This window comes from Deferrivibrio essentukiensis (genome assembly GCF_020480685.1).
Lineage (GTDB): Bacteria > Chrysiogenota > Deferribacteres > Deferribacterales > Deferrivibrionaceae > Deferrivibrio > Deferrivibrio essentukiensis.
In genome coordinates this window covers 1-15,175 of sequence record NZ_JAJAFU010000019.1, presented here as the reverse complement: position 1 = coordinate 15,175, position 15,175 = coordinate 1, and the positions used below count along the sequence as shown (strand labels likewise).

The 15,175-nt window shown below is 33.0% G+C and carries 11 protein-coding genes; 3 read left to right on the top strand and 8 right to left on the bottom strand.

Annotation, left to right across the window (positions count from 1 at the left end; translation table 11 throughout):
- Positions 1 to 150 precede the first annotated feature (150 nt).
- Together LF845_RS09270 and LF845_RS09265 are read left to right on the top strand one after the other, a co-directional pair.
- Positions 151 to 978 (top strand): class I SAM-dependent methyltransferase, encoded by an 828-nt coding sequence (locus tag LF845_RS09270; RefSeq protein WP_242820735.1) that lies wholly within the window; start codon positions 151 to 153, stop codon positions 976 to 978.
- Positions 975 to 1,646, top strand: coding sequence for an RluA family pseudouridine synthase (locus LF845_RS09265; protein WP_242820734.1), 672 nt, complete (start codon positions 975 to 977; stop codon positions 1,644 to 1,646). Before LF845_RS09270 ends, LF845_RS09265 begins: the two co-directional genes overlap by 4 nt.
- On the opposite strand, the gene LF845_RS09260 is transcribed toward LF845_RS09265, so the two are convergent.
- Positions 1,643 to 2,740, bottom strand: coding sequence for a hypothetical protein (locus tag LF845_RS09260; RefSeq protein ID WP_242820733.1), 1,098 nt, complete (start codon positions 2,738 to 2,740; stop codon positions 1,643 to 1,645). The genes LF845_RS09265 and LF845_RS09260 overlap by 4 nt on opposite strands.
- Entirely contained in the window at positions 2,740 to 4,017 is a 1,278-nt protein-coding gene (locus LF845_RS09255) for a cytochrome ubiquinol oxidase subunit I (protein WP_242820732.1), read from the bottom strand. The genes LF845_RS09260 and LF845_RS09255 overlap by 1 nt, the downstream gene beginning before the upstream one ends.
- Before the next feature lie 264 nt (positions 4,018 to 4,281).
- Between LF845_RS09255 and LF845_RS09250 the strand changes: the two genes are divergently transcribed.
- Positions 4,282 to 5,067: an IclR family transcriptional regulator gene (locus tag LF845_RS09250; protein WP_242820731.1), complete on the top strand. Its 786-nt coding sequence runs from the start codon at positions 4,282 to 4,284 to the stop codon at positions 5,065 to 5,067.
- Here the strand turns inward: LF845_RS09250 and LF845_RS09245 are convergent.
- The 6 genes from LF845_RS09245 to LF845_RS09220 all read right to left on the bottom strand — a co-directional run bounded on the left by LF845_RS09245 (position 5,064) and on the right by LF845_RS09220 (position 14,888).
- Entirely contained in the window at positions 5,064 to 5,618 is a 555-nt protein-coding gene (locus LF845_RS09245) for a thiamine phosphate synthase (protein ID WP_242820730.1), read from the bottom strand. The two genes, LF845_RS09250 and LF845_RS09245, sit on opposite strands and share 4 nt — an antisense overlap.
- Before the next feature lie 2 nt (positions 5,619 to 5,620).
- Positions 5,621 to 8,434, bottom strand: a complete 2,814-nt coding sequence (gene glnE / locus LF845_RS09240; RefSeq protein ID WP_242820729.1) for a bifunctional [glutamate--ammonia ligase]-adenylyl-L-tyrosine phosphorylase/[glutamate--ammonia-ligase] adenylyltransferase — start codon at positions 8,432 to 8,434, stop codon at positions 5,621 to 5,623.
- Complete coding sequence (locus LF845_RS09235) at positions 8,404 to 9,534, bottom strand: two-component system sensor histidine kinase NtrB (RefSeq protein WP_242820728.1); 1,131 nt, start codon at positions 9,532 to 9,534, stop codon at positions 8,404 to 8,406. The genes glnE and LF845_RS09235 overlap by 31 nt, the downstream gene beginning before the upstream one ends.
- 91 nt (positions 9,535 to 9,625) lie before the next feature.
- Positions 9,626 to 12,133, bottom strand: coding sequence for an ATP-binding protein (locus LF845_RS09230; RefSeq protein ID WP_242820727.1), 2,508 nt, complete (start codon positions 12,131 to 12,133; stop codon positions 9,626 to 9,628).
- A gap of 115 nt (positions 12,134 to 12,248) precedes the next feature.
- Complete coding sequence (ldhH, locus tag LF845_RS09225) at positions 12,249 to 14,384, bottom strand: L-lactate dehydrogenase (quinone) large subunit LdhH (protein WP_242820726.1); 2,136 nt, start codon at positions 14,382 to 14,384, stop codon at positions 12,249 to 12,251.
- Between the two features lie 12 nt (positions 14,385 to 14,396).
- The gene (locus LF845_RS09220) at positions 14,397 to 14,888 is read right to left on the bottom strand and encodes a LutC/YkgG family protein (protein WP_242820725.1); all 492 of its coding nucleotides are present in this window, start codon (positions 14,886 to 14,888) and stop codon (positions 14,397 to 14,399) included.
- Between the last annotated feature and the right edge of the window lie 287 nt (positions 14,889 to 15,175).

Below are 15,175 nucleotides of genomic sequence, written 5' to 3'. Positions count from 1 at the left end.
TGTGAAATCAACTAAATAGTTTTAAACCATGAAGCAGTTTGTTTTTATAGCGGTTTGTTGTTTACACAATAATGCAAATGAAATAAAAATTATTTGCCCATTATTTTATTACATGTTAGAAGTTATTGAAAAATTATAAGAGGAATATGTATGGAAAATATTTATAAAGTTTTGGATTCGGGGGATGAGAGGAAGCTTGAGCAGCTTGGAGATTTGATAATAGATAGACCTTGTGCCCAAGCATTTTGGCCGAAAAGAAAGGATAATAGAGTATGGAGTAGTGCCGATGCTACTTTTGACAGAGGTGAAAAAAATGTTTGGCATTTTAGTGGGAAAAAAGTTGAGTATAAGGTCGTTAAATATCACAATTATTTTTTCAAATTAAAATTTACAGACTTTGGACATATTGGTATTTTCCCTGAGCATATCTCTACGTGGAATCTGATGGAGAAAAACTCAAAAAAAGATGATAAGATTTTAAATCTATTTGGCTATACTGGCGGTGCTACAATTGCAGGAATTGCTACAGGTGCTATTGTTACACATGTTGATGCTTCTCAAAAGATAAATGACTGGGCAAAAGAGAATGTAAACTTAAACAGGCTTGATATTAACAGGGTCAGATGGATTACGGATGATGTTATTAAATTTTTAAAGAGAGAAGTAAAACGTGGAAATAAATATAACGGTTTTGTAATGGACCCTCCCACGTTTGGCAGGGGGAGTAAGGGTGAAGTATTCAAAATAGAGAAGGATATGGGCAAAATTATGGAGCTTGTTGTTCAGCTTATGTCCGATAATTGTAGGTATGTGATTCTTTCTTGCCATACACCCGGATTTACACCAAAAGTCCTGGAAAATATACTTTGTTCTTACATTGATACTAAAAAAGGCAGCTTCTATAGTCATGAGCTTTTGATAAGTTCAGATACCCTTCCAATACCATCTGGAGCTGTTTCTTACTGGCTTTCAAAGTGAAGATTATATATTTTGACAATCATTTGATTGTTGCGTTCAAACCTTTTGGGGTTGCCACTCAAAAATCTCTGGAACATAAAGATAACCTGGAAGATCAAGTTAAAGAATGGTTAAAAAAGAAATATGATAAGCCGGGGAACGTGTTTCTACATGCAGTTCATAGATTGGATTTGATGACTGCCGGAATCGTTGTTTTGGCAAAAACAGAAAAAGCACTGAAAAGAATGAATGAGAGTATTAAGAAAGGGGAATTTAATAAAATATATTTTGCTGTGGTTGAGGGTAGTTTGAAAGAGCCGAAAGGGGAGTTAGTACATTACCTTAAACACAAGGATTTTAAGACGGATATTTCCGAAACTCAAAAAGATGGTTATAAAAAGTGCGAACTTGAATACGAGGTTTTGGAAAGAGTAAAAGGGGTGAGTCTTGTAAAGATAAAGCTTTTAACAGGCAGATATCATCAGATAAGAGGGCAGTTTTCATATATCGGAAACCCTGTGGTGGGGGATGCTAAATATGGCAGTAAAACCAAATATGGTAAAAACAAAATAGCACTGATTCATAAAGAGGTGGAGCTTGTCCACCCCATAAAAAAAGAAAAAATGACTTTTAGCGTTGATTTGCCAAAAGAATGGCCATGGGACATTTTTAAAGGAAGCGGAAGCTAAGCTCCCGCTTTATCTTTAATATCTTTTCCAATTCTAACAAGGGAATAGTAAATTACAGCTAAAAGTAAAATTAAAAGTATCACAAAAATTGCAAAAATTCCCCAATATGGCTCGGCGTTTAACTCGCTTAATTTAAAATATTTTTCAAAAAAACCCGTTTCAACTACTCTTCTTACTATTACCATCGAGCCTATTATTAGAAGCACAAGAGCACTAAGTGAGAAGATATTTTCTTTGTTTTTGTATACATAAAAAAGTGCAATAACTGTAAGAATAATTGAGATTAAAAGGAAAAATGTTCCGATAATATTTTTACCCATAAGAAGCATATAGATATTTTTGTCATGAGAAAATAGAAACCATACCCCCACTATAATTTGAGCAAGTGTTGTATAGAAGAAAGTTTTTTTACCAAAATTATACATTGTTTCTTTAAGCGTTGCTGAGTAGTTTTTTCTAAATTTAGAATACACCATTAGAAATAAACCGCTAAATGCTATTGTTGCCAACACAAAGTGAATAAGTCTTGGTACCAATGTCTTGGCACTGAAGGCGGATATTTTACCGGAATATACTTCAGTCCAAAGCTCAGGTTGCATTGAGAGGGTGGTATTTGTCACAAATATAAGTGCAACGTAAAGAAACATAATTGCAGCAAATACTATGAAGATTATCCCTTTTCCACCGGAAAATTTTATATACCAAGGTTTAAACTTATAGAGGTAGTAAAAATAGTATGCAAAAATAATAGCAACAAGTACTAAAAGCCATTTCCATGACAGCAATATTGATGATGTGTAAAAGAAGTTTTCATACATAGTTTGTAAAAAAAGCAAAGGTGCTACACCTAAGGTGACTGCAAAAGATATGTTAAATGTGTTAAGATAGCCGATCTCTTCGGCTATTTCGTCATATGTATTGTCTCCAAAAACTTTGCTGATGTATTTTGATATTAAAAGTAGAATTGTTCCGCCAAGAGTAAGGTTTACAAAGAGTATGTGTAAGAAGAAAGTGAATACGAGGAAAAATACAAACAGCCATGTTGGTGAAGATAAAGGAACGGATGAGAAAGCAGGGATTAATATATTTTCCATTATTTACCTCCTTGACCTATTTTTTCAAGATACTTTGAAAGTGCCATTTTGTCCTCATCATTTCCGGCAAATGGAGGCATAAGCGGATTTGCATCCAAATCATCAAGCATACCGTAAAGGTCTTCAGCTGTGAGCCCCTCCACCTTTGAGTACATTTCGTTAAATCCTTTCGGCATATGGCAAACTCTACACTGAGAGTTGTATATCCCTCGCCCTTTACCTATTTCGTCGTTAGGTTGCCCGACTGTTGCCCATTTATCATAATTTAAAAAACCAACATCTTTAATCTTTTCAACTTCACTTTTCAATATACCGTTAGAGTACATAAAATCTCTAATGACATATGGCTTTCTTACTCTTTCCCTTGTAAATTCATAATAGCCAAAGCTAATCTGACCTAATATGAGAAGCACTAATGCAAATGCAATGTTCATGTATTTTGGTATAGCAAGCGTGAAAATAGCTGCAAGACCTATAAGGGCTACTGTAAGATAGATAGAGTTATTGTAGAAGCTTGATAAAATCTCATTGCCGCCCAAAAATTGTTCTCTGACGTTTTCAGGTATTGCCTGCACCCACCAATACATCCCCAAAAATGTCAAAACAGCTCCGGCAATTATAAAATATCCCGTAAATCTGCCATATTTTACCTTTATCTCTTTATTTTTGGTAAATGAAAGCACAAGTGTGGCATATATCCCCGCCAATACAAATGATATCCCTGTTCTACCTATTACTGACGGAAAGTAGGTTTGATTAAAAAATGCTCCCCAGAAGCTCTTGTTTTCAAGGTAAGTTCCGGGTGTTAATTGAAATGCAATAATTCCGGCTATTATAGCAAGGCTCATCCATGCCCCGATAAAATATAGCCACCCTAAAAAGACGTGTGTATTGTCAGAGACCTTATTCCACGTGTAGTAGTAAGCAAGGATTGCAAATATTTCAAGGACAAAGAATACCCATTCGGTTGCCCAACCCCATACAAAGATATGTATTAATGCAGCAGTTCCTGCAGGGGAAACAAGAGCTATACTAAACCATATTCCTACCCCAGTAAGTGCACCTAACACTGCAGAAATCAGCAGAATTAATGCACTGCTCTTTTTGACAAATATTTTTTCTTCTAAGTTACCTGATTTGATGGCAATTTTTTCAGCTATTACAACATATAGCCCCATACCTACTGCAAAATGTGAGATAAATACGTGAAAAACAGCTATAATTGCAATTAACTGAGCTCCTGATAAAGCTTCACTTATCCAGATGGGATAATTCATATTTGCCTCCTTGAATATTCTATAAATATATTGTATATGTGAAAGGTAAAATATGCAAGGTTTTTAATATATATTCTTTATTTGTGTATGTTTTGTTAAATTATAACACTCATTTTAAAAAAATTTATTGGTGTACTGAATAAAATAGATTTTTTTAATTTTTTTGCAATTTTATGCTATTTAAAATTTGACAGTGTTCTATTTTGATGCTATATTTTGTTAACAAATTTTATTGATTATAAATTATAGTTATGGAGAGAAATAATGGCTAATAAACAAAACGTAAAGCTTGTTCAGTCAGTTTATCATGCCCTTCAGCTTTTTGAAGTTTTCAGGACTTCAGAAAAGAGGGAAGAATACGGAGTAACTGAGCTTAGTAAGACTTTGGGGTTGCATAAAAATAACGTTTTTAGGCTTCTTGCTACTCTTGAATCTCGCGGTTATATTGAACAAAACCAGTTTACCGAAAACTACAGACTTGGCATCGGTATTTTTAATCTCGGGCAGAAGTTTGTTAATAAACTTGGCCTACTAAAGCTTGCCAAACCTTTTATGGAAAAGATTGTAGCTGAGACAAAGGAGTCTGTTTATATAGGTATTTTGCGTGAAGGTGCCGTAATATATCTTGATATAGTTGAAGCTGACCAGACAGTAAGGATTGTATCAAGGGTAGGAAAAGATGCACCTGCTTATTGCACTGCTATTGGTAAGATTCAGCTTGCCTACGCTTCAGAAGAGGAAATTAATAAGGTTTATATGGGGGCAAGACTTAAGAGGTATACAGATAATACTATTACTTCTTTGCCAGAATTAAAAAAGCATCTTAAAACTGTATCTGAAAAGGACTACGCTTTTGATGATGAGGAGTTTGAAGAGTCTGTCAGATGTATCGCTGTGCCTGTAAAGGATTATTTGGGTGTCCCTGTTGCAGCTCTTAGCGTTACTGGCCCTGCTTGCAGGATGAGTTATGAGAGAATGAATAACGAAATCCTACCTGTTGTACAGAAGTATGCAAGGGAGATTTCAAAGAGGCTCGGTTTTCACGGTTAGGTTAACAATTTTTTGATACTTTCAAGATACTTATAAAGGGATATTCCGGCAATGCCTGAGTATCCCTTATTTTTTAAGCTATTTACGTTTGAAATGTTAATACCACCGAGCGCATAAATTTTTTTGTTTATACTACTCACATCTATTACCCCTAAAGGTTTTACTTCGTATGGTTTATCTGTCATAAAAATGGGACTCAATGTAAAGTAATCAAACTCTTGTTTTTCTTTAATTTCAGCAATAGTGTGGGCAGAATAGCCAAAATCCAATTTGGTAAATATCTTTTTTAGACAAATCAGTTTTGAACAGGTGTGATTAAGATGGACTGCATTATAGTTTAAAATATGCGCTATTTCCGGTCTCTCTGAGAGGATAAGATACTTATCAGGTAAAATATTTCTAAGTTCTTTTGCCAATTTGAAGATTACAGCCGCACTTTCGGACTTGATTCTAAACCAAATCTTATCGGCGTAAGGCGCTGTTTTGAGTGCAGTATCAAAGAGTCTATCTTTAAATGACTCATAGTTAAGAATAAAAATAACTTCATTCATAATCATTTGCTAAATAGCCTATTAAATGCCGCTCTGACAGATTTTCTCGCCGTGAGATATTCGTTCATTAACTTTTCTGCTCCATTTTGCTTATAACCGAAAAATGTACTTAATTTTTCAAGTGTTTCATCATCTTTGGGTAATACAGAGGAAGATGAATTTTTATAAACTCTTATCAAATTTTCAAGATTTCTAAAAAATAAGTAGCTGTTATGAAGTGCATAAAAATCTCTACTTTTTATAAGTTCAGCTTTTTTTAGCTCATGCAACGCGCTATGTGTATTCGTTTTTCGTATTTGAGGGAAGGTGTAACCATATTTTAAAAGTAGCATTTGAACAGAAAACTCAATATCAATCAATCCACCATAGCCTGACTTTATGTCGTTTTTTGTGACAGGTGAGCCTTTTTCCCTTTCTATTCTGAGTCTCATGTCGTATATTTCTTCGATTTGCTCGCTTGTGATACTACCACTGTAAAGGGTCTCATTTTTTATCTGTTTGAAAGTATTGGAAATTGCAGAATCTTCATTGATTATACTGGCTCGAATAAGTGCCTGTTTTTCCCACAACATAGCTTTATTTTTTTGGTATTCTCTAAAAGAGTCCAATGTCGTTACCAACGTCCCTGAAGAGCCGCTTGGACGCAATCTCATATCTATTTTGTATAAATATCCGAACACTGTCTGAGTGCTCAGGTATGAAATTGCTCTTTGAATAAGCTTTGAGTAAAACTCTTGATTGGTGATAGATATTTTTCCGTCAGTGTAGCCTTTATCTTCATAAAGTACGATAATATCAAGGTCAGAACCAAAGCTCATTTCATAGCTTCCAAGTTTCCCCATCCCTATGACCAAGAAATCACAAAATTTATCATTTATGGCAGGGTTGCCGTACTTTTCCTTAAGGATATCAAACTCCCTTCTTAAAGCCAGGCATATGCAGGCTTTTGCAAGGTTTGTAAGGTTTGTTGTCAGCTGAATTACGTTTACATCTTTATTTATGTAAGCATATCCGAGATTAAAGACAAGCTCTTGGTGTGCTCTTCTTATTAGTTCATATTCATACTCAATATTTCCGGCATTTTCCGCTATTTGGAAAAGTTGGTTGCATAGTTCATGGTGATTGTATGTGTAAGGTTTAGGATCGTATATATAATCAAGAACATTGTTATTTCGTATAATAGTATTAGAAAGGTAGGGGCTTAGGGAAAAGATATTAACAAGCTTCTTTAAAAAGGTACCTGACTCTGAAAAAATATCATAAAAAAGATATATTGAAGTGGTGACTGAAAAAAATCTTTCAAAATTTTTTAAGGTCTCTACCGGGTCTTTTATATCTGGAAGTTCTTTTACAAGTAGGCTCAATATCTTCTTTAGTAATTCTCTATCTTTTGCAAATCTTTTTTTTCTCCCTTTACCTTTAATTATATTATCTAATATTTCAGCACATTCTTGAGGTTTATTAATATTTAATCCTTTTAAAATAGCCGCCATATCGGAAAGCTGTAACTCTTCATCAAATAAAAATAAATCATCCGAGTCACTTGATTCACTTTTTAAAATATTTTCAAAGATACTATTTACTCTCGAAGTTATTTCTGAATATTTTTTCTCAAACTCATCCTTATTTTTAAAACCGCATCTTTCAAGATAGTTTTGATAATTTTCTGATTTCTCAGGGACTATATGTGTTTGTTGCTCAAGCTCAATTTGAGCCATGTGCTCAAGTTTTCTTAAAAAGTTGTAACTAATGATTAAATCATCTATATCTTTGTCAGGGAATACTTTTTTCTCTTTAAATATCTCAAGGGAAGTGAGTGTGTTGCGATTAAAGATGTCATTGTCTTTAGGGTAATATAATATTTGCGTACTCTGGACAACAAACTCTATCTCTCTTATCCCGCCATAGCCCAATTTTACATTTTTATCTTGTTTTTTAAGTTTTACTCTGCTGTTAATTTTTGATTTAATGTTGATAAGGTCATCTATCAGTCTTGTGTCTATACTTCTTCTGAAAACAAAAGGCTTCACACTTTCAAGAAACTTTAAGCCCAATTCCGCATTTCCCGCTACAGGCAAAGCTTTTAGTAGCATCATCCTTTCCCAGCTTTGCCCATATGTTTCATAATATATTTCATAGCTTCTCAAAGGGAGAGCTATATCTCCGATATCACCGTCTGGCCTCAATCTCAAATCGACCCTATAGACAATACCATCTTCAGTCCTTTCATTAAGGAGATATTTTATCTTTTCACCGAGCTTACAGAAAAATTCGTGAACTGATATCTTGGACTTGCTGCATTCCCCTTTTTCTGTTTCATAAACATAAATAATGTCAATATCAGAGCTAAAGTTCAGCTCCCATCCTCCAAACTTTCCAAGGGCAATTATACAAAATCCAATTTCATCGCCGTTTTCATCAAGAGGGTTTCCATATTCACGTTTCAGTTGGTTGAGAGCATATTCATAGGCTACTTCTACCGCAGCTTTTGCAAATGATGAGATATGTGCCGTTAAATCTTTTATGGGACATGAAAGACATAAATCTTTAATGGCAATAATAAGGTATTCCTGATACTTCATTTTTCTAATAAAACTGAGAAATTCTTTTTCATCCAAATTCAAGTAATCTACACTTTTGAAGTTTTCTAAAATCTCTTTTACGGATCTTTGTTTGAGAAGATTATTAATGATTGATTTATTATCTAACTTATTTTTGTTATAAAAGTTTTTTAGAAAAAGTGAATGTTTGAAAACTGTATTGAGATAATTGTTAAAGTTTGCTTCTAACGTATCGGCAGATATATTGAAAAACATGTCCACTCTCCAACATGGCTGTCAGCCTCGATAAATCCCCCAAGCTCTTTTATTAAAATTTTTGCCATTGTAAGACCAAGCCCTGTGCCTGATATTTTATTTGTAGTATAAAATGGGCTGAAAATTTTATCAAGGTCACACTTTTTAATTCCTTTACCGTTATCTTTCAAATCAATTTTTATAAAATCAATCAGTTTTATGCTTATCTTTTCAGCAGTAATGCTTATCACCCCTGAGTTTGAATCTTTCAGAGCTTCAATGGCATTTTGAGAAAGATTGATAAGTATCTGTCTGAGCATAGAAGGGATGGTAGTGATAGCAACTTCAGTAGCAAAGTTCATATAAGAAATTGTTAATTTTGAGGTTGAAGTTTTTTCAATAATCGAAACCGTTTCTTTTAAAAAATTATCTAAATTTATTTTTTCAAACTCTTTATTTTGGTTTTTTGAAAGGTTCAAAATATTTTTTATAAAAGCATTAGAGTCATCTACTAATTGCTTTATTGTGTTGCAATATGCAGCAATATCATCATGGTTTTTACTTTGTTTAATTAGAGATAGATATATGTTTATATTTTGGAGTATATTTTTAAAATCATGACTCAGTCCGGATGTCAAGAGTCCTATTGCAGCCTGATTTTGGGACAGATAAAGTTGCTTTTTTAACTCGTTAAGCTCTGTAATATCTATGAAGTAGCTAAGTAATTTGTCTTCTTCAATTAATACAGTATCTACACTAAACTTCCTCAATCCTTTTTGAGTGCTCACCTCTACAACTTTTGGCGTTTGAGTTTTACCCGAAGAAGTATTAATTGCTTGGTTTATAACTTTCTCATCAATAATGGAGCTGGCAGCATTATTTGACGATATAATTTTACCATTGTGACGGTGGATAATAATTGGGATTTTAAAATATCCTATAAAATTATTAATGCTTGAATTTTTTTTTGCTTTTTCCTCTAAAATTATAATGAAAAGTATCGCAGTAATCGTAGCCAGATTAAAAATAATGATAGCTTTTGAAATTTCGTATGAGTAGAGAGTGTAAAGAAGTGTGGCACAGAGCAGTATGAATATAATGATATGCTTGCTTAATTTCATATTTATTATTAATTTATTAATGAAAAGATGTCAATTTGTAATAAATCAAAGTATTAATTACTTTAAGGGTACTTTAGGGGATAGTATCTTTTTACATATCTTTTAATATCTTTGTTATATCTTCAATTTTAAACGGCTTTTGTAGCGAGTTGTAAAATCCATATTTTTGAGGATGTGCCATTACCTCATCATCTGAGTAACCGCTTGAAACAATAGCTTTGACGTTTTTATCGATTTCAATTAACTTTTCGATTGTTTCCTTTCCACCCATACCACCTTTTATGGTAATATCGAGTATGCATAGGTCTATTTTATCCCCTTGCTCTTTGTATCTTTTAAAAATATCAATAGCTTCTTCACCATTTTTGGCACGGATAGTATTATACCCCAATAAATTTATAAGTTGAGAAAGGGAATCAAGTATCTCCTCTTCGTCATCCATAATGAGAATATTTAATTTTTTGTCTGATTTTGGTTCAATCTTGATATCCTGTTTCGGGCATTTTTCATTTGTAGCCTTAATAGCTATATAAAATGTTGTCCCCTCATTAGGTTGTGACTTTACAGTTATATCACCATTGTGTTTTTTGATAATGTTGTATGCTATAGAAAGTCCAAGCCCATGCCCCTTAGATTTTGTAGTGAAAAAAGGTTGAAAAATTTTGTCTAAATTTTCCTCATTTATCCCTTTGCCATTGTCTGAAATAGTAATTAGGACATAATTGTCATTTTTAAGCCCAGTATTATGAAAAAATCTTACCGCTTCATCGTTAGAGATATTTTTTAGCTCAATTTTGATTTCACCATTTGACTCAACAGCTTGTCTTGCATTAATCAAAATATTTTCAATAACCTGTCCTATTTGATTTTCATCCCCCAAAGAGCATAGTAAATTATCGTCACTCGTGATTGTATATTTCAGGCTTGAGCCGCTTAATGCAAAATCAGCAATATTTTCTACTAATTTTTTAATATTGAATATTTTTATAACAGGCTCTCCACCCTTTGAAAATGTCAAAAGCTGAGTAGTAAGGCTTTTAGCTCTACTTAAAGAGCCGATTATCTTTCCAGTAATTGAATCAATTTTCGGGTCTTGGCAACTGAGCCTTAAAACTTCAAGGTAGTTGTAAATGCCTGATAGATAATTGTTAAAATCGTGGGCTATCCCTCCGGCCAAAATCCCTATCGCCTCCAACTGTTGTGCACGTTTTAAATGCTCTTCCATTGCAATTTTTTCAGTAATATCTTTCATTACGCCAAAGATATGACGCTCCGTATCAAAATGGACAAATGTAGCTTCATCTTGAAAAGTTGCAAAGCTGCCGTCTTTTCTTTTCAATCTGTAAGTAATATGCCCCTTGCTACCTTTATCTGCAATGCTGTTGATAAATTTATTAACACTTTCAATATCTTCAGGGTGGTAAAACTGTTTAAAATTTGCATATATTCCGGATGAAAATTCTTCTTCAGAATAGCCCAGAGTCTCTTTTATTGCCCCATATCCTTTTATCTCTCCAGTATCAAGATTATAATCATAAATAATTTGACCGCTAGTTTTTATTACTATTTCAAATTTTTTATTTATATTTTCCAAATCATTTTGGACTTTCTTTCTTAATGTTATCTCTTTTGAGAGTTTTTTATTTCTTAATATTACAAATATTATAAAGGCAGTTACAAAGATAAAAATAGTAGATGATGAAACTATTTTATAGTAGAAATCCCTTTTTATTACTCTAAGTTCGGGTGAGTCTATGTGTTTGACAATATGTCCTATATAATGCCCGTCAACCCCATTTAGGGGGATAAAAATAAGTGAACACATTTTTTTATCCTCTTCAAAGTTTATGGCAAAAGGCTTTATATGGGCATCCCCCTTATAAAGGTCTTTTTTTATAATCTCCAAAGCATATTTATCGAGAATACTATTTGGCAGATTAATATCAAAGTAAAGGTCATTATTATCCGATATTTTTCTAAACTTTTTCTTGAATAATTGTTTGTCTATAGGCTTAAGTGCTTCTCCATGATATATAACCGTAAATCGGCTTTTTAGCTCATTTGAAAGATATTGGAGATAGTTTTCTATCGGGACACTTGTTTCTACACTGCCAATATATATATTGTTATAAAAAAGAGGGAAGATAAATCTGAATCCCCCTTCGTGCGCACCTACTTCATAGCCCGAAATAAATTTTTGCTCTTTGGTAATTTTTTTTATTAATGGCCTTATATCTGCGAGATAATCTCCATATTTGTTAGGCATGTGCATTCTTAAAAAGCTGTAGCCGTCGTGTGTGTGAAAATGGATTTGGGTAAAGCCGATTTTTTTTAATTCCTCATATATGCTGCTGAATTTTGTCTCTAAAAGTTTTCTGTATTTATCTTCATCCTTTTTTAAATACATCCCTTTATACAACATCTCAAGAATTTCATTGTTTGTAATATAAGCGGAGTATAGAGTTTTGCTTGTATTTTCAAATACTTTGTAAATGCTGTTGTATCCTGTCTCAAATTCATTGATAATTTTTGAGTTGTAATTGTTTATAAGATTATCATAGGATTGTTTATCAAAATAAAAATATGTCATAATTGACATGGATAACAGAAACAATACGGTTAAAAATAAATTAAAAATAAATTTTTGCAAAATGCTACCCCTATCTCTTTTATTAAATAATAGCACAAAAATAGAGTAACAGGAATATTTTTTGTTACTTTTTTTGGATTTTTAGGTTGCTTAAAACTTCGCTTAAATGTTTTACCTTTACATTGACACCTTTTTGTTTGAGACCGCCGTCAATCTGCATTACACATCCGGGGCAGTCGGTCAATAGACAGTCTGCCTTAGTGTTAATTATATTTTCAATCTTTTTATCAAGGATTCCTGCCGAGATACCTGGATAATCTACTGAAAATGAGCCTCCAAAGCCGCAGCAAACATCACTATCCTTTAAAGGTATAAAATTTTCTCCGAATGTTTCCTTTAAAAATTCTTCCGGCACAAATCCTAAGCCTCTGCCTTGATGACAAGGTGTGTGGTAGGTATACTTTTTATCATCTTCATTTTGAAAGCGGATATTGTTTATCTTTAAAAAATTGGCAAATGACATTACCTTTTTACCAATTTTTTCCGATTTTTTAAATTCTGCAATATAGTCGAGGGTATATTTTTTAAAATCTTCCTTGATAGCCATTCCACAGCTTGGACACAATACCAAAAATGCTTCATAATCGTCAGGGTTGCCCATATGTTTTATATTTTTCAATATTGTTTTTTTCCCGCTTTCTCCATCCCCTGCGTGTATTGCCGGCAGTCCGCAACAGACTTGAGCTTTAGGAATATCCACCTGATAACCTGTTTTTTGTAAAACCTCTACCATAGATACCCCCATATCAGGGAAAAAATATTCTACGGCACATCCTGGGTAGAAAAATACTTTTTTTGAAGATTTAAACTCACCAAATTTTTTTTCTGTGAAAAGCTCGCTAAATGTTTTTGTCTTAATTGAAGGTAATTTTCTAAAATTATGCTCTTTAGGGATGTAAGGAATGTTTTTAATATTTTCTTTGGTCTCATCAAGCATAGGTTTTTGTAAAAATGAGGCTGTCTTCATTGCTGTTTTGAAAACTGCAGGATTTTTCATTACAGCAGAGTAAATAAATTTTTTAACGGGGTTAACTGAATATTTTTTACCCATATAAACATTTAAATCTGAGATAATCGATTGTAAATCTATCCCGGCGGGGCAGTTGAAAGAGCAGGCTTTGCAGCCGATACAAAGGCTTAGTATTTCTTTTGCTTTCTTTTCATCATGAAGCATCGAAGTCAAAATAAGTCCAATTGCACCAATATAAATATCTCCAAAGACATGACCTCCCACCATTTCATAAGCAGGGCATACGTTTGCACATGAGCCGCATCTTATACATTTTAATGCATCTTTTAAAAAAGGATGTTCAAAGAAGCTCAACCTGCCATTATCCAGAAATATATAGTAAGTGTGTTTATTTCCTGTATCGCTTTTAAATGAAGGGTTTGAGCCTTTTATCCATGTCACGTATGTGCTTATGTTTTGACCGGTGGCGCTTTTAGGTAAAAGTCTTATTATTTTCATTGCATCGGAAAAGTTTTTAACAAGTTTTTCATATCCTACCAATACTATATGTACAGGAGGGACAGTAGAGGATAGTCTTGCATTCCCCTCATTTGTAACTATTCCGATTGTGCCTGAAGATGCAACTGCTACATTTGCACCGGTTATCCCTACTGCAGCCTTGAAATAGTATTCTCTCAGATATTTTCTTGCTATTTTGACCATCTTGTCTATGTCATCGGGGTTAATCTTTTCCCCTGTATGTTTTTCAAAAATTTTTGCTACCTGCTGTCTTGTTTTGTGTATTGCAGGCATAACCATATGTGAGGGATGCTCTCCTGCAATTTGTAAAATCCACTCTCCAAGGTCAGTTTCAATCGGTTTAAGCCCCTGTTTTTCAAGATAATGATTGAGCTTTATCTCTTCGCTTGTCATAGATTTTGATTTAACAATATATTCTGCATTATGTTTTTTACAGATTTCAGTAATAAGTTTATTTGCAGTTAAAGCATCTTCTGCGTGTAAAACCGTACATCCAGATTTTTCAACATGCTGCTTAAACTCTTCAAACAGGGCTATAATCTCTTCTTTACTGAAATCTTTTGATTTGTAGATGTCATTTCTCAGTTTAAAAAAGTCAAGTCCCGTAAGGGCATTTTGCCTTGATACTTTGTAATTGGATGCAAAATTTTTAAGATTTGTATAAAGTACTTTATCATTTAATTTCTTTTTAACTTCCTGCTTTATTTTCATATTTGTTGACTCCTATAAATCTTCTATAATGTAGCAAGTAAGGGAGACAGGCCCATGAACACCTATCGTCAAGACCCTTTCAATGTCTGCTGTCCTGCTTGCACCTGTAATAAATGCGATATATGCATTGTCGGCACTGTTTTTATCGTTCATATATGAAACTATATTTTCAAGTTTTGCAACCATATTTGAAGCATAAATTACGAGAGATAGATTTTCAGCCAAAGTAGTAGCCAATCTGATTTTTTCTTCAGTGCTGTCTACTACAAGCGTCCCTGTTTCTGCTATTGCAAAGTCAGCATTAACAATTGCATCTTTAATTCCTGACTCATCAAACTCACACTCTTTGTTAAAAGATTTAAAAGGGGTATTAAGACTTACAAAAGCAAAATTTTTCTCTTTTAAAATATTTTTAAAAGCCTCTTTATCAGTTTTTATGCAGATAGTTTGGACATCTTTAGCTTTTTCTATGAATTTTTCCAAAAGTGTATCGGTATTGGTCATAAATTACTCCATTGAAATTGGTTATACCAATATTAACAAAAAGGCACTGTGTATGTCAACAATTTTTTATAAATACGATGATTAAACTTTTAGGTTATTCTTGTTGTTAGTTTATTATAAAAAAAGATATTAAAAATAGTCAAATTTTTGAATAAATTTTATAAAAAAGTTAAATTTTTACATAGCGTTATCTTTATTGTGGATGAATTAATATTTGATTGTTTGTTTTATGGTTTGTAATAATGCAGTTAGAACAATGTTTGTTAAATTTAATAGTTTAATAAAAA